This window comes from Methylobacterium sp. 174MFSha1.1 (genome assembly GCF_900116815.1).
GTDB lineage: Bacteria > Pseudomonadota > Alphaproteobacteria > Rhizobiales > Beijerinckiaceae > Methylobacterium.
The window spans coordinates 378738-396756 of sequence record NZ_FPCB01000004.1 but is presented as its reverse complement, the minus strand read 5'-3'; the positions used below and the strand labels follow the sequence as shown (position 1 = coordinate 396756).

Sequence of the window (18019 nt, the reverse complement as noted above, 5' to 3'; positions counted from 1 at the left end):
AGGACCAGCACCTGACCAAGGTCAGGCTTGCCGGCCCAGACTGTCTCGAAGATGGTTCAGCGGCCGGTCCGCGGGAGCGGCCGGCGCCGATGGGTGGTCGTATAGGCCCCGTTCCCGGAGCCGTCAACACTCATTTCTCCGGCTCAGCTTCGAAAACTCCCCTCCCCGCTCCAGCGGGCGATCGCCTCGGCCAGCGTCAGCGGTCCCGGCGGTGTCCGGATTGCCGAAGGTGTGCCGGAGAACCGGGGCGCCGGCGCGGGCTGGACCGTACCGGCGATCGTGACGAACGTTTCTCGCGCCGCGAGGTGCGGGTGGCCGGCAGCTTCGCTCAGGCTGAGGACCGGCGCTACGCAGGCATCCGTTCCCTCGAGGAGCCGGCACCACTCGTCCCGCGTCCGCTCGGCGAACAGAGCTTCGAGCTTGCGCCGCAGGATCGGCCACGTCTCCGGATCGTCGCGCCGGTCGAAATCCGGGTCGGACTCGAGGCCGGTCAGGCGGCGGAAGAGGGCGTAGAATTGCGGTTCGAGGGGGCCGATCGCGATGTGCCGTCCGTCGCGGCACGCATAGGTGCGGTACCAGGGTGCGCCGCCATCGAGCAGGTTCGCCGCGCGGCGGTCGCTCCAGCGACCCTGCGCGGTCAATTCCGAAAACATCGCCATCAGGGAGGCGGCGCCGTCGCAGATCGCCGCGTCGACGACCTGGCCTCGGCCCGTGCGGCCGGCCGAGAGCAGTGCGGCAAGGAGTCCCGCGACGAGGTAGAGCGAGCCGCCGCCGTAATCCCCGACCAGGTTGAGCGGCGGCACCGGGTGCTCCGCCGGCCCGATCGCCGCGAGGGCGCCGGTGACCGCCATATAGGTGATGTCGTGCCCCGCGGCGTGCGCCAGCGGGCCGTCCTGGCCCCAGCCGGTCATGCGGCCGTAGACGAGGCGCGGGTTGCGGGCGAGCACCACATCGGGCCCGAGGCCGAGCCGTTCCATCACGCCCGGGCGGAATCCCTCGATCAGGGCGTCGGCGCGATCCAGGAGCGCGAGGGTGCCGGCGCGGTCCTCCTCGTCCTTCAGGTCCACCGTCACGGACGGGCGCCCGCGGGAGACGATGGTCTTCGAGTAGGGATCGCTGCCGCCCGGCCGGTCGAGTCGCACCAGCTCGGCGCCCATGTCGGCGAGCAGCATGGCGGCGAAGGGGCCGGGCCCGATCCCGGCGAACTCGACGATGCGCAGGCCCGCGAGCGGCCCGCCCTGATGCGACGGGTTCATGTGCTGCCCTCCCCCGATAGCGCTCGTCCGGCGCTTGTCGTTGCCTGACCCGGCGCGCCTTGACGATGTCCGGTCTGATCCATAGCGATGGGACCCATGCCCTGCCGCGTAGCAGACCGGTTCGCCCTTCGCCACGGGCGCATGGTGCACGCGGCGGGCTCACCCACCGGACGAGTGGGGCCATGATACGGGAGGACGCGGCATGAAGGTCAACGGCGTAGCGGCGATCGTCACGGGCGGCGGATCGGGCCTGGGCGCGGCGACCGGCCGGGCGCTGGCGGCGGCGGGTGCGAAGGTCGCGCTCCTCGATCTCAACGAGGGGGCCGCGGCCGAGGTCGCCCGTGAGATCGGCGGAATCGCCCTGGCCTGCGACGTCGCGGACGCCGCGAGCGCCGAGGCGGCGGTCGCCCAGGCGGCGGAGGCGCACGGGCCGGCCCGCATCCTGCTCAATTGCGCCGGCGTCGCGACGGCGGGCAAGATCGTCGGCCGCAACGGCCCGATCGATCTCGCGGCCTACGCCAAGGTGATCCAGGTCAACCTGATCGGCAGCTTCAACCTGATGCGCCTCGTGGCGGCGGGCGCGCTCGCCCTCGATCCGCTGGAGGGGGGCGAGCGCGGCGTCATCATCTCCACCGCCTCGATCGCGGCCTACGAGGGCCAGGTGGGCCAGGCGGCCTACGCCTCCTCGAAGGCCGGGATCGTCGGCCTCACCCTGCCGGCGGCGCGGGAATTCGCCCCCGCCGGGATCCGGGTCTGCGCCATCGCGCCCGGCATCTTCGAGACGCCGATGCTGCGCGGCCTGCCGCAGGAGGTGCAGGATTCGCTCGGCGCCGCGGTGCCCTTCCCCTCACGCCTCGGCCGGCCGGAGGAATACGCGCGGCTGGCGCTCGCGATCATCGACAACCCGATGCTCAACGGCGAGGTGATCCGCCTCGACGGGGCGCTCCGCATGCAGCCGAAGTGAGGGGGCTCGCGTGATGCTGAGCGACGACCAGATCCTGATCCGCGACACCGCCCGCAGTTTCGCGCGGGAGCGCTTGAAGCCGTTCTCGGCCGAGTGGGACCGCGAGGCGCGCTTCCCCCGCGAGGCGATCGCCGAGATGGGCGCGCTGGGCTTCATGGGCATGCTGGTGCCCGAGGAGCACGGGGGCGCGGCCGCCGACCACGTCGCCTACGCGCTCGCCATCGAGGAAGTGGCGGCCGGCGACGGCGCGGTCTCGACGGTGATGAGCGTGCACAACTCGGTCGGCTGCATGCCGATCCTGAAGTTCGGCAGCGACGAGCAGAAGCAGCGGTTCCTGGGACCGCTCGCCCGCGGCGAGCAGCTCGGCGCCTTCTGCCTGACCGAGCCCGGCGCCGGCTCGGACGCCGCCGCCCTCAAGACCCGGGCGCGGCGCAAGGGCAATGCCTGGGTGCTCTCGGGCACCAAGCAATTCATCACCTCGGGGGCGAATGCCGACCTCGCCATCGTGTTCGCGGTGACCGATCCGGCGGCGGGCAAGCGCGGCATCTCGGCCTTCATCGTGCCGACGAAGACCCCGGGCTACAAGGTCGCGCGGATCGAGCACAAGCTCGGGCAGCGCTGCTCGGACACCGCCCAGATCGTGTTCGAGGAGATGGAGCTCACCCCCGACCTGATGCTCGGCCAGGAGGGCGAGGGCCTGAAGATCGCCCTCTCGAACCTCGAGGGCGGGCGGATCGGCATCGCCGCCCAGGCCGTCGGCATGGCCCGCGCGGCCTTCGAGGCGGCGCTCGCCTATGCGGGCGAGCGCGAGACCTTCGGCCAGAAGCTGTCGGGCCACCAGGCGGTCGCCTTCCGCCTCGCCGACATGGCGACGAAGATCGAGGCGGCGCGCCTCCTGGTGCTGAACGCCGCGCGGCTGCGCGATGCCGGGCAGCCCTGCCTGAAGGAGGCGGCGATGGCCAAGCTCTTCGCCTCCGAGATGGCGGAGGCGGTCTGCTCCGACGCGATCCAGATCCACGGCGGCTACGGCTACCTCGCGGACTACCCGGTCGAGCAGATCTATCGCGATGTGCGGGTGTGCCAGATCTACGAGGGCACCAGCGACGTCCAGCGCATCGTGATCAGCCGGGCGCTGACCGCGTGAAGCGACGATCCGGTCGTCGCACCCGCGACGGCCGGAGACCGGGCGCGGCGATCAAAGATCGACGAGCGCCGCGCCGGATCCAGACGACAATACTCGTTCGTTCAAGGGCAGTTCATCGCCGCGCGGCGGAGGATGCCGGCATCAAGCCGCACCCCGCCGTGACGTACATCGCCCGACCTAGGCCGTCTCGTCCACAGCGATAGAGCGCGGCGGGCGCGGTTTAACGGCCGCTTAACGTTTCTGACGTTGTGTCGAGTCCCGCCTGGCGTTCCAGCGCCGACCCGCCGGCAAGGAGCGTCGTGGTGCACCCTCGTCCCGACCGGGAGGCCGAACGCCTCTCCGCCCTGCACGCGCTCGGCATCCTCGACACGCCCCCCGAGGCCCAGTTCGACGCGGTCTGCCGGCTCGCCCGCGCGCTGTTCCGGGTGCCCTACGCGTGGATCTCGCTGGTCGATGCCGACCGGCTGTGGTGCAAGGCCTCTGCCGGCATCGTCTTCGGCCCCACCGCCCGGGATGCGGCCTTCTGCGACCGCGTCATCCTGGGCGACACCCCCCTCGTCGTCGAGGATGCGGGCCGGGACCCGCGCTTTCGCGACTCGGCGCTCGTGACCGGCACGGCGGGCGTGCGGTTCTACGCCGGCGTGCCCCTGGCGCTGCAGCCCGGCCTGGCGCTCGGCACCCTGTGCCTCGGCGACACCGTCCCGCGCCGGCTCTCGGAGGACGAGAGCGCGCAACTCGCCGACCTCGCGGCGGTGGTGGTGTCGCAGTTGCGGCACTACGAGGCCCGCATCGCCAGCGAGGCCGAGGCCCTGCGCCGGCGGGCGAGCGAGGAGGCCCTGGCCTTCGCCAACCGCAACCTGACGCTCGCCGAGCAGATGGCCCGGATCGGCCACTGGCGCGTCGATCTCGCCTCCGGCGCCGTCGCCTGGTCGGACGAGGTCTGCCGCATGCACGGGCGGGCGCCGGGCGATCCGGTGACCACCATCGCGGAAGCGCTCGATTACTACCACCCGGAGGATCGCGAGCGGATCGTGGCCCTCGTCGCCGAGGCGCAGGAGCGGCGGCACGGCTTCTCCTTCAAGGCCCGGATCGTGCGGGCGGACGGCGAGGTCCGGACCGTCGTCTCGCGCGGCATCTGCGAGCTGGACGAGGCGGGCGCGGCCGCGGCCCTGTTCGGCAGCGTGCAGGACGTGACCGAGGTCGACCGCGCCGAGGCCGAGCTGCGCGCCAGCACCACCCTCCTCGACGCCACCCTGGAGCACATGGACCAGGGCCTGATGATGGTCGACGAGGCCGGCATCGTGCGGGTCTGCAACGAGCGCGCCATCGCGCTCCTCGACCTGCCGCGGGAGCTGATGCGCTCGGGGCCGAGCTTCGACGCGGTGCGGCGTCACCAGCTCGGGCAGGACGATTTTTCGCGGTGCGACACCGCATTGCGCGAGCAGGTCGCGCACGCGCCGATCTTGCTGCACCCCCATACCTATGAGCGCGAGCGGCCGAACGGCACCGTCCTGGAGATCCGCACGGTGCCGCTCCCCACCGGCGGGGCGGTGCGCACCTATACCGACGTCACCGCCCGCAAGGCGGCGGACGCGCAGGTCGCCCACATGGCCCGGCACGACGGCCTGACCGGGCTGCCGAACCGGGCCCTGTTCCGCGACAGCCTCGACCGGCGCCTCGCCGGCTTACGGCGCCACGGCGGGACCTGCGGCGTGCTCTGCCTCGACCTCGACGCGTTCAAGGCGGTCAACGACACCCTCGGCCACTCGGCCGGCGACGCCCTGCTGCGCGAGGTCGCGGGTCGGATCCGCGACGCCCTGCGGCAGGAGGACCTGCCGGCGCGCCTAGGCGGCGACGAGTTCGCGGTCCTGCTCGGCGGCGAGCCTTGCGCGGCCAGCGCCGCCGCGACGGCCGAGCGGCTGGTCGCGGCCTTGCGCGCGCCGGTGGATCTCGGTGGGCGGGAGGCGACGGTCGGGGTCAGCATCGGCATCGCCTTCGCGCCCGAGCACGGGCTCGACAGCGACACCCTGCTCAAGCGGGCCGACGTCGCGCTCTACCGGGCGAAATCGGAGGGGCGCAACACCCACCGCCTCTTCGCCGCCGCCATGGACCGGGCGGCGGAGGAGCGCCACCGCCTCGGATGCGACCTGCGCCTGGCGCTCCAGCGCGGCGAGTTCGCCCTGCATTACCAGCCGGTCTTCGATCTCGCGGCGGGCCGGGTCGCGGCGGTGGAGGCGCTGCTGCGCTGGCATCATCCGGCCCGCGGCCTCCTCGGCCCCGCCGCGTTCCTGGCGCTGGCCGAGGAGTCCGGCCTCGCCGTGCCCCTCGGTGAATGGGTGTTGCGCGGGGCCCTGCGCGACGCGCGCGGGCTTCCGCCGGGGATGCGGGTGGTGGTGAACGTCGCGGGCGCGCAGCTGCGCCAGCCCGGCCTCGCCGCCACGGTGCGGGCCGCCCTGGCGGCGGCCGGGGAAGCGCCCGCGCGCCTGGAGCTCGACATCGCCGAGAGCGCGGTCGCGGAGGAGAGCGGCCGGCTGGCGGAACTCGCCGCCCTCGGCGTCGGCCTCGCCTTCGACGATTTCGGCGCCGGCGCCTCCTCCCTCGGTGCCCTGCAGCGCCTGCCCTTCGGGCGGATCAAGCTCGACCGGGCGCTCTCGGCCTCGGCGTCCTTGCGCGAGAGTGCCGGGCTTTTGCGCGCGGTCGTCGGTCTCGGTCGGGCGCTCGGCCGTGAGGTCGTCGCCAAGGGTGTCGAGACCGAGGCCCAGCTCGCCGGCCTGCGGGCGGCGGGCTGCACGGGGGCGCAGGGATTCTGGCTCGCCCGGCCGGTGCCGTTCGGCGAACTCGCGCCGATGCTCGGCAGCCGGGGCGGGCAGCAGGGCGGAGCGATGCGCGGCGGACCCGTGCCGCGCTGGCGCGCGTGATACGATTTCCGCTTGATCTGGTCAGATAAGGATTGAGCGCGTCTCCCCTCTCCCGTGTGGGAGAGGGGCCGGGGGTGAGGGTGACACGCTTCCGTGTGAAGCGCTGAGCGTGGTGCTGGCAGCTCAACGGTCGAGTTTCACACGGACGCGTGTCACCCTCACCCCTACCCCTCTCCCAAACGGGAGAGGGGATCCCGCGCTCTACTTGCTTCGGAAGAGATCAAGCGGAGATCGTATGGAACACTCCCCTTTCCCGGACGACTGAAACGAAGTGGAAGGAGATCCGGGAAAGGGGTGAGCCTGTGAGGACGGTTGCCGGCCCCGCCCACGGCTCCGTCACACCCCCCGGAACACGGCATAGCCGAAGCGCGTGAACTTCAGCGGCAGGTGGTAGTGCTCCGCCGCATCCGCGAGGGTGAAGCGGAACGGCACCTGGTCGAGGAAGTGCGGCCCCGGCTGCCCTCGCGCCGTGAAATACGCGCCGAGGTGGAACACCGCCTCGTAGATGCCGGGCCCGATCCCGGTGCCGCGCACCACCGGGTGGTCGAAGGTGCCGTCCGGGCCGATCACCCCCTCGGCGACCGGGCGCGGGCCGGATTCCTCGATCGCCGCGAGGGTGACCCGGAGGCCCAGCGCCGGGCGGCCCTCCGCCACGTCGACGGCGTGGACCGAGATGCCGCCGCTCGTCATCGGGACGCCTCCCCGGGCAGGGCGGGCCAGCGATCCGCGAAGGGGCGACGGCGCTCCAGCGCCTCGGCGAGGTCGAGGAGCAGGTCGTCGCGGCCGAACCCCGCCACGAGGTGGAGGCCGATCGGCATCCCGTCCGGCGCCGGATCGACCGGCAGGTTCAGAGCCGGCAGGGCCGCGGCGTTGACCCAGCCCGAATAGACCGCGTGGCCGCGGGGGCCGACCGGCTGCCCGTCGATCACCTCGGGATAGACCGCATCCGCCGCCCAGGGCATCGCCGCGGCCGAGGGCGTGACGATGAGGTCGAGATCCGCGAAGGCCGCGTTCGCGGCGTTGCGCAGGGCCTGCACCTTCTCGATGATGGCGGCGAGCAGCGTCGCGGGAGCACGCGCTCCCTCCTGGGCAAGCGCCCGGTACGGCGCGCTCGCCCGCGCGGCGAGGGCCGGATCGGCCTCGAACAGGCGGGCGAGGCCGATCTTGCCGATCTCCGGCCAGAGCGCGTTCAGCCCGGCGATCTCGAACGGCAGCGGCCCCTCCTCGACCGCGACGCCCAGAGCCGCGAGGTCGTCGAGCGCCCGCCGGCAGGAGGCGGCGATGACCGGGTCGAGGGGCGCGTCGCCGATGCGCTCGACGTAGCGGGCGCGCAAGGGGCGCTCGGGGCGCGGCAACGGAGCGAAGGTCGACCACAGCACCCGCGGATCGGCGCCCTGCAGCAGGCTGAGCATCGCGCGGCTGTCGGCGACGGTCCGGGTGAGCGCGCCCGCCACCTCGAAATCGAGCAGCGGCGAGGGCAGGCCGCCGAGCCGCGGCACCCGGCCGAGGCTGCTCTTCAGCCCGACGAGGCCCGTATGGGCGGCGGGCCGGCGCAGGGAGCCGCCGCCGTCGGTGCCGAGCGCGACCGGCGCGTAGCCGGCCGCCGTCGCCGCGGCACCCCCGCCGGTCGAGCCGCCGGGGGTGAGGCGTAAGTTCCACGGGTTGCGGGTGACGCCGAAACGGGCAGATGCCGTATAACCTTGCACGGCGAATTCCGGCATCGTCGTCTTGGCGAGCGTCACCAGGCCGGCGCGGCGGGCCCGCGCGACGGGCAGCTCGTCGTGGGGCGAGGCCGCCGCCTCCCCCGGCTCGGCATAGGTCGAGGGCAGGCCCTCGGTGACCAAAAATTCCTTCACGGTCATCGGCACGCCGTCGAGGGCCGAGAGCGGCGTCCCGGCGCGCCAGCGGGCGGCGCTCGCCTCGGCCTCCGCCCGCGCGCCCGGATTCTCCCGCGCGATGGCGTTGAGATGCGGCTCCCAGGCGGCGGCGCGGGCTTGCGCCGCCTCCAGGGCCTCGACCGGCGAGACCTGCCCCGAGGCGAAGAGCCGGCCGAGTTCGAGCGCCGACAGGCGCCACAGCTCCGTGCTCACGCAACGCCTCCGACGGTCAAGTGGTGGACTGACATAGGCTTTCCCGGAAATGGCATACGATTTGCGATCGACTCGGCAGCAAGATCGATGCCGCAGGAACCACCACCGTGACACTATCCGGATCGCGTGAGCGCGCCCAGGCGGAGGGCCGGTCCGTCGTGCTCGACGGCATCACCCACCGCTACGGCGGCGCCGTCGCGGTGGACAATATCAACCTCGACATCCGGGGCGGCGAACTGGTCTCGCTGCTGGGGCCCTCGGGCTGCGGCAAGACCACGTTGCTGCGCATCGTCGCCGGCTTCCTGCGCCAGACCGAGGGGCGGGTGATCGTCGGCGACCAGGTCATCGACGCGCTGCCGCCGAGCCGGCGGGCCGTCGGCATCGTGTTCCAGAACTACGCCCTCTTCCCGCACCTGACGGTGGCCGAGAACGTCGCCTACGGCCTCGCGGCCCGCGGCGCCCCCCGGGCCGAACAGGCTTCGGAAGCCAAGCGTCTCCTCGACCTCGTGCAGCTCGGGCATGCAGGCACCCGCTACCCGCGCCAGCTCTCCGGCGGCCAGCAGCAGCGGGTGGCGCTCGCTCGCGCGCTCGCCATCCGTCCGGCGGTCCTGCTCCTCGACGAGCCCTTCGCGGCTTTGGACAAGAACCTGCGCCTCGACATGCAGATCGAGGTGAAGCGGCTCCAGCGCGTCGCCGGGGTCACCACGCTGCTGGTCACCCACGACCAGGAGGAGGCCCTGTCGCTCTCCGACCGGGTGGCGGTGCTCTCGAACGGGCGGCTCGAGCAGTTCGCTGCGCCGACCACGGTCTACGACGCGCCCGAGAGCCTGTTCGTCAATACCTTCGTCGGCTCGGCCAACGCGGTGCCCGGCGTGCTGCTCGGGCAGGACGGGGCCGGGCCGCGGATCGCGCTGGATGCCGGCGGCGAGGTCCTGGCCCGTCCCCTCGCCCGGCCGATCGCGCCGGGATCGCGCGTCACCCTGTGCCTGCGGCCCGAGCACCTGCGCCTCACCGACGGGCAGGACGGGATCGCGGGCGTGGTCGAGATGGCGTTGCCGCTCGGTCCCACCGTCGTCCACGAGGTCCGGGTCGGCGCCGGCCGCCCGCTCAAGATCGCCGAGCCGCGCCTCGGCGGTGGGCTTTTACGCCCGCCCGGCACGCCGGTGCGCATCGCCGTCGCCCCCGGCCTCGCCTCCGCCTTCCCGGCCGCCGCCTGACTGTCCAAGGAGCTTTTTCGATGCTCGACCGCCGCACCCTCCTGACCACCGCCCTGTCGCTCGGCGCGATGGAGCTGTTCCCCGGCCTGTCCTTCGCGCAGGCGCGGCCGCTGGTCTTCGCCACCTTCACCGGCAGCTGGGAGGAGGCGCACAAGGCCGTGCTGGTCCCGGCCTTCCGCAAGGAGACCAACAACGCCCCGATCGTCCTCGACCCGATGCTGTCGGTCGACCAGATCGCCAAGGTCTCGGCCGCCAAGGCCAACCCGCCGATCGACGTGATGCTGCACGATCCCGGCCCGGCCCTGACGGCTTTGGCCCAGGATCTCGTCGAGCCCTACCCGGTCGAGCGCAGCGCCGCCTTCAAGGAGCTGATCCCGGACGCGCAGGACCCGCACGGCCCGGCCGCCTTCTTCCAGGTCGTCGGCCTGACCTACAATCCCGACACGGTGAAGACGCCGCCGACCTCCTGGGCCGACCTGTGGCGGCCCGAATACAAGGGCCGGGTCGGCATCACCAACATGAACTCGACGCTCGGCACCGGCTTCATGGTCGAAATCGCCAAGATGCATGGCGGCTCGGAATCGAACATCGACCCCGCCTTCAAGGCGATGGAAAAACTGAAGCCCAACCTCTCGGCGGTGGCGGCTAATCCCGGGGCGCTCGCCACCCTCTTTCAGCAGGGCCAGGTCGACATCTCGCCCGGCAACTTCAACGCGATCCAGATCCTGAAGGCCAAGGGCGTGCCGGTGGAGTTCGTGGCACCGAAGGAGGGCGCGATCGCGTTCAAGACGCTGATCCAGATCGTCAAGAACTCGCCGAACCGCGAACTCGCCTTCAAGCTGATCGAGGCGGCGATCTCCGAGCCTGTCCAGACCCGGCTGATGCAGGCGCCCTACCTGGTGGTCCCCACCAACACCAAGGTGAAGATGACCGGCGAGATCGCCCGGGTCCTGGCGAAGGATACGGACGACCTGAAGAAGAAGTTCGTGTTCCAGGACTGGAAGACGATCAACGCGCAGCGCCCCGCCTGGATCGAGCGGTTCAACCGCGAGATCAAGCTCTAAAGGATCGAGTCTGAGGATTTTGCCGTGGCCCTGCCGGACGTCACCACCTACCCCTTGCGGCTGGCGAGCCCCCTCGCCCTGTTCTTCGCGGCGTTCTTCGCCGCGCCCCTGGTGGCGCTCCTCGCTCTGTCGCTCCAGGGGCCGGACGGGCATCTCGGCCTGTCGCAATACGCAGCTTTCTTGAGCGACGGCTTCAGCCTCGGCGTGCTCCTCGGCACGCTCTGGCTCGGGCTGAAGGTCACGATGGCCTGCCTCGTCCTCGGCCTGCCGCTGGCGCTGGTCGCCACCCGGGCCGGGGGCTGGGTGCGGGGCGTGATCATCCTGGCGGTGCTGACGCCGCTCCTCACCAGCGTGGTCATCCGCACCTTCGCGTGGATCGTGATCCTCGGGCGCCAGGGGGTGGTCAATTCCGTCCTCTCCTCCCTGGGGCTGATCGAGACGCCGTTGCGGATGCTCTACGCGGAGGGCGGCCTCGTCGCGGCTCTGGCCCAGGTGCAGATGCCCCTGATGGTGCTGCCGCTGATGACGGCGCTCGCGCGCATCGATCCGAGCCTGTGGGACGCCTCCGAGGCGCTCGGGGCCGGGCGCTGGCGCACGTTCTTCCGCGTGACCCTGCCGCTCTGCCTGCCGGGCCTGATCGCCGGGGCCGTGCTCACCTTCGCGGCGGCGATCTCGGGCTTCATCACCCAGTCGCTGATCGGCGGCGGGCAGATGCTGTTCATGCCCGGCTACATCTACCAGCAGGCCATCGCGCTGCAGAACTGGCCCTTCGCGGCGGCCATGTCGGTGATCTTCCTCGTCGCGGTGCTCGCCGTGGTGCTGGCCTTCAACGCGCTCGGCCGCCTCGCCCGCGGCTACGCGCAGACCTGAGAGGTGACGATGTCCCGTCCTCCCGGCGCCCTCGACCGTCTCAGCTTCGAAGGGGTCCTGTACCTCCTCGCGGCGCTCGCCCTGGTGCTGCTGCTGGCTCCCACCGTGATCGTGCTGGTGGTCTCGTTCACCGACGGGCTGTCCCTGCGCTTCCCGCCGCCGGGTTATTCCTTCCGCTGGTACGGGGAGCTGATGGAGGCCTGGCAGCTGCACTACGCGCTCAAGAACAGCCTGACGGTCGCGGTCTTCGCCACCGTGCTGGCGGTCGGGCTCGGGGTGCTGGCGGCTTTGGCCGTCGCGCGCTCGCCGCGCCTCTCGGCGCGCCTCCTCGACAGCCTCTTCCTCTCGCCGCTGATCCTGCCGGCCCTGGCCTTCGGCCTGTCGAGCCTGATGTTCTTCTCGCTGCTGGGCTGGCCGGTCTCGGTGGCGACGCTGGTGCTCGGCCACACGGTGGTCTGCGTGCCCTACGTGGTGCGCAACACCGTGGCGGCGCTGACCCAGCTCCAGCCGTCGCTGCTCGAAGGCTCGGCGAGCCTCGGGGCTTCGCGGCTCTACACCTTCCGGCGCATCACCCTGCCGCTGATCCGGCCCGGCATCCTCTCGGGCGGCTTTCTCGCCTTCATGGCCTCGTTCGACAACATCCCGGTCTCGCTGTTCCTGCGCGACGCCGCCACCGACATGCTGCCGATCCGGATGTGGCAGGACCTGGAGGGCCGCCTCGACGTCACCATTGCGGCGCTCTCGGGCATCCTGATCGTCGCGACGATCGGGGGGATCGCGGTGATGGAGCGGGTGACGGGGTTGTCGCGGCGGCTGGTGTGAGGCGCAGCTTCCTTCCCGCCGGGGCAGGGCCGTTCGGGGAATAGGTGTGGCGCGGGTATCCCCTCCCCCCCTCTGCGGGGGAGGGTGGCGAACGAAGTGAGCCGGGAGAGGGGAACCACGCTTCCGGAAAAGCCTGAACCGTTGTGAAAGGCGCCTCCTGGATCAGCGTCGCGCTGCCCCTCTCCCGCCCGGCTCCGCCGGGCACCCTCCCCCGCAGAGAGGGGAGGGAGAAACCCGCGCTATTTCGTTTCCCCGGACAGCCTTGCGCGGACGGGGAGAGGAGAAATCCAGAGCCTCTTCTGTTCACAGACCATCTCTTCGTAGAGGCGAAAGGTACGAACGCCTTCGATGTGTTCCCTTCGAACGGACCGATGATCGAGGCTCATTTGGCAGAGTCACGTCCCGCCTCCCCCGACACGCCCTCCCGCCCCGCCCCCTCCCTCACCGAGCAGGCCGCCGCCGCCCTGCGCCGGCTGATCCTGCTCAACCTGCTCCCCCCCGGCGAGGTGCTGAACGAACCCGATCTGGTCGCCCGCCTCGGCGTCTCCCGCACGCCGGTGCGCGAGGCCCTGAAGCTGCTCGCCGGGGAGGGCCTGGTCACGTTGCGCCGCAACCGGGCCGCCCTGGTGGCGCGGCTCGACCCTGACGACCTCGTGCCGCTGTTCGAGCTGGAAGTGGCGCTGGAGAGCTTTTGCGCAGGCCTCGCCGCCGAGCGGATGACCGTGCCCGAGCTCGACCGGCTCGACCGGCTCCAGGCCGCCCTGGAGGCGGCGGATCACGACCGCGACGCCTATACCCGCCTCAACCGCCAGGCCCACCGGCTGATCGTGACGGCGGCCCGCAGCCCGGCGATCGCCGAGGCGCATGGCCGGGCCTTCGCCCGGCTGGAACGGGCCCGCAACTTCGCCCTCGCGGCGGAGGGCCGGGTGGCGGAATCGCTCGCCGAGCATCGGGGGATCCTGGAGGCACTGCGGGCGCGCGATCCGGAGCGCGCCCGGACCCTGATGCACGCCCATGTCGCCCGCACCCAGGCCCTGATGGTGGCCCGCCTGACCGAAGGACCGCGCCGATGACCGACACGATGGACGGCGAGGTCCTGGCCCTCGGGGTGATCCTGCCCTCCTCCAACCGCGTGGTCGAGCGGGCGACCGAAGCCCGCCTCGCCGGCCGGCCCGCCGCCGCCTGCTACGCCCGGGTGCCCTACGGGGCGATGCTGAAGGGCGAGGCTTACGACGAATCCGTCTTCCTCGCCGCCGCCGATCTCCTGGCCGATGCCGGCGTGGCGGCCCTGTGCTGGAACGCCACCCGCGGCGCCGCCCTCGGCTTCTCGCCCGACGAGCGCCTGTGCGCGACGATCACCCGCCGCACCGGCCTGCCGATGGTGACGACGGCCCTCGCCACCCGGGAGACGATCGTCCGCGCGGGCTACCGCCGTCTCGGCCTCGTGGTGCAGGGCGGTAGGGAGGAGGCCGATCTGGTTCGTGCCCGTTTCGGGGAGGCCGGCATCGCGATCGGCACTGCCGCCACCCTCGGCATCACCGAGAACCGCCTCGCCGCCGCTGTGACCCCGGCCCGCCTCGCGCGAGCCGCGCGGGAGGTGGCCGTCGGGACCGAGGCGGTGCTGGTCTGGAGCACCAACCTGCCCGGCTGGCGCCTGCCCCCCGCCCTCGACGGCGTACCGCTCCTCGACGCGACCACGATCGGGACGGAGGCGCTGCTGGCGGCCGCCGGGCTCATGGGCGCCTGACGCAATCCGCATGGCCTCTCCTGTGCGCCCGACCGACGCCCTGTGCTAAGGCTGTCGCCACGCCCGGGAAGAGGCGTGCGGGAGGCAAGGACGGGCGCAAGGCCGCGCCCCCGCGCGCTCAGGAATCCGGGCTCCGGATCACGTCAGGCAGCCCCCATGAGCCTCATCACCTATCTCACCCGGATCCAGTTCGAGCGCGGCGCCGTCCGGCTGATCGGCGAGGAGCTGGCGCTTCTCGGCGCGAAGAAGCCCCTGATCGTCACCGATCGTGGCGTCGTGGCGGCCGGCCTGATCGCCCGCGTCCTCGACGCTGCCGGCCTGGCCGCGGACACCCCGGTCTTCGACGGCACGCCCGAGAACCCGACCGAGGAGGCGACGCTCGAGGCCCGCGACCGCTTCAAGGCGGAAGGGTGCGACTCGGTGATCGCGGTCGGCGGCGGCTCGCCCCTCGACCTCGCCAAGGGCGTGGCCCTGCTCGCCACCCATGACGAGCCGCTCGCCACCTATGCGGCGATCCTCGGCGGCATCCCGCGCATCCGCGCCGACCAGCCACCGGTGATCGCCGTGCCGACCACCGCCGGCACCGGCAGCGAGGTCGGCCGCGCGGCGCTGATCACGCTCGCCGACGGGCGCAAGCTCGGCTTCATCTCGCCCCACCTGATCCCGAACGTGGCGATCTGCGACCCCGAGCTGACGCTCGGCCTGCCACCCGGCCTGACGGCGGCCACCGGCATGGACGCCCTGACCCACTGCATCGAGACCTATCTCAGCCCTCGCCACAACCCGCCGGCCGAGGCGATCGCCCTCGACGGCCTGTCCCGCGCCACCCGCTCGCTCCTCCGCGCGGTGCGCGACGGCAGCGACATCGAGGCCCGCGAGGACATGATGATGGCGGCGCTTGAGGGCGGCATGACCTTCCAGAAGGGCCTCGGCGCGGTCCACTCGATGTCGCACGCGCTCGGCGGCCTGAAGGCGAAGCGCCTGCATCACGGCACGCTCAACGCCGTGATCCTGCCCCACCTGCTGCGCTTCAACGCCCCTTCCTGCGCCGGGAAGTACGGCGCCCTGCGCAAAGCAATGAATCTGCCCGAGGGCGCCGACCTCGCCGCCGCGATCGAGGCGCTGAACCGCGACCTCGGCCTGCCGACCGACCTCGCCGCCATGGGGGTGACGGAAGAGGATTGCGAGGCGCTGATCACCCGCGCGGTCGAGGATCACTCCACGGCGACCAACGGCCGGCCGGTCGGGGCGGAGGAGTTCCGGGAGTTGTTCCGGGCCTCGCTGCACGGTCGGGCGGCGTGAACGGGGGCCGGACGGCCCCCCCTACGCCTCCGGCTCGAACCCCATCGCTACCCCGTTCATGCAGTAGCGCAGGCCGGTCGGAGCCGGGCCGTCGTCGAAGACGTGGCCGAGATGGCCCTGGCAGCGGGCGCAATGGACCTCGGTCCGGGTCATGAAGAACGAGCGGTCGGTCTGCGTCTCGACCGCGCCGTCGAGGGGAGCGGAGAAGCTCGGCCAGCCGGTGCCGGACTCGAACTTGGCGGCGGCATCGAACAGCGGCTGGCCGCAGCCGGCGCAGGTGAAGGTGCCGGCGCGCTTCTCGTGGTTGAGCGGGCTGGTGCCCGGGCGCTCGGTGCCGTGCTCGCGCAGCACGCGGTATTGTTGGGGCGTCAGGGTCCGGCGCCACTCCGCATCGGTGCGGGTCTCGGCGGTGCCGGTCTCGGTCGCGGCCATCGGGGCCTCTCCTCGTCGCGAATGTCAGGTGACGAGGCCACAAGATGGGGGCGGGCGCCGCATCCGGCGAGGGGCTGCGGCGCCGCGGCGAGGCTTCAGGCAGGGGCCCCGACCGTGTCGGCCATCCGAGCGCGACGCGTGCCCATCGGCTGCTCCGGCCCGGTGGTGGTGTCCCGGGCGGTCTGGTGCTCCAATTCGGCGTTGATCTCGCCGCCGAGCAGAACGATCGTCGAGGAGATCCAGATCCAGGTCATGAAGCCGATCGCGGCGCCGAGCGAGCCGTAGGTCTGGTTGTAGTTGCCGAAATGCGCGACGTACCAGGAGAAGCCGATCGAGGCGACGAGCCACACCGATCCTGCGGTGAGGCTGCCCGGCGTGACCCAGCGCCAGCGCGGCAGGTCGCGGCTCGGCCCGTAGCGGTAGAGGAGCGCAAGCGCGAAGAGCAGCACCGCGAGGAGCGCCGGCCAGCGCAGGAGCGCGATGTACCAGGCCGTCGGGCTGATCCGGATGCCGAAATTGCCCAGAAAATTCAGCGCCACCGGCAGCACCACGATGCAGCCGAGCGCCACGACGACGAAGACCAGGGCGCCGAAGGTGAAGGTGAGCGAGCGCAGGTTGAGCTGGATGAAGCTGCGCTTCTCCTGCTCCTCGTAGACGATGTTGAGCGCGTCGAACATCGCCTTCATGCCGGCGTTGGCGCTCCACAGCGAGATCGCGAGGCTGGTGAAGAAGGTGATGCCGAGCGTGGTGCCGCCCTTGGCGGTGATGCGCTTGACCTGGTCGCCGATGATGTCGAGGGCACCCGACGGCAGCACGCCCTGGAGCAGGGAGAGGTGGTCGTTGATGCTGCTAGGATCGGTGAACAGCCCGTAGAGGGACACGAGCGCCGCCACCGCCGGGAAAAGGGCGAGCAGGGTGTAGAAGGTGACGCCGGCGGCCACCGACAAAACCCGGTCCTTCTGGAACTCGAGGTAGACGCGATAGAGCACGTCCTTCCAGCCCTTGGCGGGGATCTCGGTCGGCGTGTCGGCCTTGCGCCCGCGGTCGCCTTCCGTGTCCGCGACCCATTGGGCGGGACGTCCGGAATACGACTTGGCGCCGCCGCCGAGATGCCGGGTCGGGTCCGGCGCCGCATCCATGACCCCGTCCGGCCGCCTCGCCGTGACGAGGCGCACGAGCGCGAGGCCGAGGAAGACGGTCCACAGGGTCGAGGTCACGCCGGACGGGGCGGAACCGGAGCGGGGTTCGGGCGGCATCGCGACACCGGATCAGGAGGACGTGTCGCCCACAAGCGTGGGCGCTCGGGAGTCACAACGTCGCGTCGCAGGGAGCGTTCCGACTCCGATAAAATGCCGTGCGGTCAACGGGTTGACCCAGCGGGATCACGCCGCCGCACTGCCCCCCGGCAGGCTGCGGATCAGCTCCGCGAAGCGGTCGCCCTGCACCAGCACGTGGGCGCGCAGGCGCTCGCCGGCCAAAACCTCGTCCCCGGCCAGGATCGCTTCCACGGCGCCCTCGTGCTCGGCGAGCGACTGGCGCAGCCGGTTGCGGGCCCGGAGCTGGATGCGCCGGAACGGCGCCAGGCGCCGGCTCAAGGTCACGGCCTGCTCGCACAGGAAGCCGTTGCGCGAGGCCCGGTAGATGACGGCGTGGAACACCGCGTTCTCGGCGTAATAGGCCTCGGTGTCGCCAGCGGCGGCTGCCGCCCGGCAGGCGTCGAGGGCGGCGACGAGGTCGCGCTGATGCGCGTCGGTGAGCCGGCGCGCGGCGAGGCGCCCGCAGGCGGCCTCAAGCTCCGCCATGGTCTCGAACATCTCGATCAGCCGCGCCGGCTCCGGCGTGCTCACCACCGCGCCGCGCCGCGGCTTGATCTCGATCAGGCCGGTGACGGCGAGCTGCAGCAGGGCCTCGCGGATCGGGGTGCGGGAGACCCCGAACCGGGCGGCGAGCTGGACCTCGTCGAGCCGGTCGCCGGGGCGCAGGATCCCGTCCACGATCTCGTCCTCGATCGTCTGCCGCAGCCGCTGGGCGTGACTCACATGGGCATGACTCATGGCCGATCCCGCCTTCCACCATCGGTGAATATGCACCCGCGTTGACAAAATATACAAGATCGGGATCTTCTGGATGTGCGAAGCGGCGGGACGACAACCTGCCCATGCGTCACCACCGCGAGACGCGGGACGAGAGCCG

16 protein-coding genes are annotated in these 18019 nt (G+C 72.0%); 10 read left to right on the top strand and 6 right to left on the bottom strand.

What is annotated here, in order from left to right:
* Window positions 1-143: 143 nt before the first annotated feature.
* Window positions 144-1256 carry a CaiB/BaiF CoA transferase family protein gene (locus BM430_RS01830; RefSeq protein WP_093564706.1) on the bottom strand — a complete coding sequence of 371 codons (1113 nt, stop codon included), beginning with the start codon at window positions 1254-1256 and terminating at the stop codon, window positions 144-146.
* A gap of 202 nt (window positions 1257-1458) precedes the next feature.
* Here BM430_RS01830 and BM430_RS01825 point away from each other — a divergent pair, with 202 nt between their 5' ends.
* The 3 genes from BM430_RS01825 (at window position 1459) to BM430_RS01815 (ending at window position 6282) form a co-directional block, all read left to right on the top strand.
* Complete coding sequence (locus tag BM430_RS01825; protein ID WP_093564705.1) at window positions 1459-2220, top strand: SDR family NAD(P)-dependent oxidoreductase; 762 nt, start codon at window positions 1459-1461, stop codon at window positions 2218-2220.
* A 10-nt stretch (window positions 2221-2230) separates the two neighbouring features.
* Window positions 2231-3364, top strand: a complete 1134-nt coding sequence (locus tag BM430_RS01820; RefSeq protein ID WP_210188393.1) for an acyl-CoA dehydrogenase family protein — start codon at window positions 2231-2233, stop codon at window positions 3362-3364.
* A 302-nt stretch (window positions 3365-3666) separates the two neighbouring features.
* A complete protein-coding gene (locus BM430_RS01815) occupies window positions 3667-6282 on the top strand; it encodes a sensor domain-containing phosphodiesterase (protein ID WP_177302885.1) in 2616 nt (871 codons plus the stop codon).
* Between the two features lie 336 nt (window positions 6283-6618).
* Here BM430_RS01815 and BM430_RS01810 read toward each other — a convergent pair whose 3' ends face one another.
* Together BM430_RS01810 and BM430_RS01805 are read right to left on the bottom strand one after the other, a co-directional pair.
* Window positions 6619-6972 (bottom strand): hydroxyisourate hydrolase, encoded by a 354-nt coding sequence (locus BM430_RS01810; protein ID WP_093564699.1) that lies wholly within the window; start codon window positions 6970-6972, stop codon window positions 6619-6621.
* Complete coding sequence (locus BM430_RS01805; RefSeq protein WP_093564697.1) at window positions 6969-8372, bottom strand: amidase; 1404 nt, start codon at window positions 8370-8372, stop codon at window positions 6969-6971. Before BM430_RS01805 ends, BM430_RS01810 begins: the two co-directional genes overlap by 4 nt.
* 107 nt (window positions 8373-8479) lie before the next feature.
* On the opposite strand from BM430_RS01805, the gene BM430_RS01800 reads away from it, so the two are divergent.
* From BM430_RS01800 to BM430_RS01770, 7 genes are all read left to right on the top strand, one after another.
* A complete protein-coding gene (locus tag BM430_RS01800; protein WP_093564695.1) occupies window positions 8480-9589 on the top strand; it encodes an ABC transporter ATP-binding protein in 1110 nt (369 codons plus the stop codon).
* Window positions 9590-9609: 20 nt separating this feature from the next.
* Window positions 9610-10653: an ABC transporter substrate-binding protein gene (locus BM430_RS01795; RefSeq protein WP_093564693.1), complete on the top strand. Its 1044-nt coding sequence runs from the start codon at window positions 9610-9612 to the stop codon at window positions 10651-10653.
* Between the two features lie 24 nt (window positions 10654-10677).
* On the top strand, window positions 10678-11523 hold the full coding sequence (locus tag BM430_RS01790) for an ABC transporter permease (RefSeq protein ID WP_093564691.1): 846 nt from the start codon (window positions 10678-10680) through the stop codon (window positions 11521-11523).
* A gap of 9 nt (window positions 11524-11532) precedes the next feature.
* Entirely contained in the window at window positions 11533-12345 is an 813-nt protein-coding gene (locus tag BM430_RS01785) for an ABC transporter permease (RefSeq protein ID WP_093564689.1), read from the top strand.
* 386 nt (window positions 12346-12731) lie between these two features.
* Window positions 12732-13418 carry a GntR family transcriptional regulator gene (locus BM430_RS01780; RefSeq protein WP_244539252.1) on the top strand — a complete coding sequence of 229 codons (687 nt, stop codon included), beginning with the start codon at window positions 12732-12734 and terminating at the stop codon, window positions 13416-13418.
* Window positions 13415-14092 (top strand): hypothetical protein, encoded by a 678-nt coding sequence (locus BM430_RS01775; protein WP_093564685.1) that lies wholly within the window; start codon window positions 13415-13417, stop codon window positions 14090-14092. Before BM430_RS01780 ends, BM430_RS01775 begins: the two co-directional genes overlap by 4 nt.
* 156 nt (window positions 14093-14248) lie before the next feature.
* Window positions 14249-15394 (top strand): iron-containing alcohol dehydrogenase, encoded by a 1146-nt coding sequence (locus BM430_RS01770; protein ID WP_093564683.1) that lies wholly within the window; start codon window positions 14249-14251, stop codon window positions 15392-15394.
* A gap of 21 nt (window positions 15395-15415) precedes the next feature.
* On the opposite strand, the gene msrB is transcribed toward BM430_RS01770, so the two are convergent.
* The 3 genes from msrB to BM430_RS01755 form a co-directional block, all read right to left on the bottom strand.
* Window positions 15416-15826 (bottom strand): peptide-methionine (R)-S-oxide reductase MsrB, encoded by a 411-nt coding sequence (gene msrB, locus BM430_RS01765; protein ID WP_093564680.1) that lies wholly within the window; start codon window positions 15824-15826, stop codon window positions 15416-15418.
* A 95-nt stretch (window positions 15827-15921) separates the two neighbouring features.
* Window positions 15922-17082 (bottom strand): YihY/virulence factor BrkB family protein, encoded by a 1161-nt coding sequence (locus BM430_RS01760; protein WP_093564678.1) that lies wholly within the window; start codon window positions 17080-17082, stop codon window positions 15922-15924.
* A gap of 126 nt (window positions 17083-17208) precedes the next feature.
* Window positions 17209-17865, bottom strand: a complete 657-nt coding sequence (locus tag BM430_RS01755; protein WP_093564676.1) for a GntR family transcriptional regulator — start codon at window positions 17863-17865, stop codon at window positions 17209-17211.
* Between the last annotated feature and the right edge of the window lie 154 nt (window positions 17866-18019).

Coding starts and splice junctions, on each gene's coding strand:
- BM430_RS01830 (WP_093564706.1), bottom strand. CDS start 1,256: ATGAACCCGTCGCATCAGGGCGGGCCGCTCGCGGGCCTGCGCATCGTC.
- BM430_RS01825 (WP_093564705.1), top strand. CDS start 1,459: ATGAAGGTCAACGGCGTAGCGGCGATCGTCACGGGCGGCGGATCGGGC.
- BM430_RS01810 (WP_093564699.1), bottom strand. CDS start 6,972: ATGACGAGCGGCGGCATCTCGGTCCACGCCGTCGACGTGGCGGAGGGC.
- BM430_RS01795 (WP_093564693.1), top strand. CDS start 9,610: ATGCTCGACCGCCGCACCCTCCTGACCACCGCCCTGTCGCTCGGCGCG.
- BM430_RS01785 (WP_093564689.1), top strand. CDS start 11,533: ATGTCCCGTCCTCCCGGCGCCCTCGACCGTCTCAGCTTCGAAGGGGTC.
- BM430_RS01775 (WP_093564685.1), top strand. CDS start 13,415: ATGACCGACACGATGGACGGCGAGGTCCTGGCCCTCGGGGTGATCCTG.
- BM430_RS01770 (WP_093564683.1), top strand. CDS start 14,249: ATGAGCCTCATCACCTATCTCACCCGGATCCAGTTCGAGCGCGGCGCC.
- msrB (WP_093564680.1), bottom strand. CDS start 15,826: ATGGCCGCGACCGAGACCGGCACCGCCGAGACCCGCACCGATGCGGAG.
- BM430_RS01760 (WP_093564678.1), bottom strand. CDS start 17,082: ATGCCGCCCGAACCCCGCTCCGGTTCCGCCCCGTCCGGCGTGACCTCG.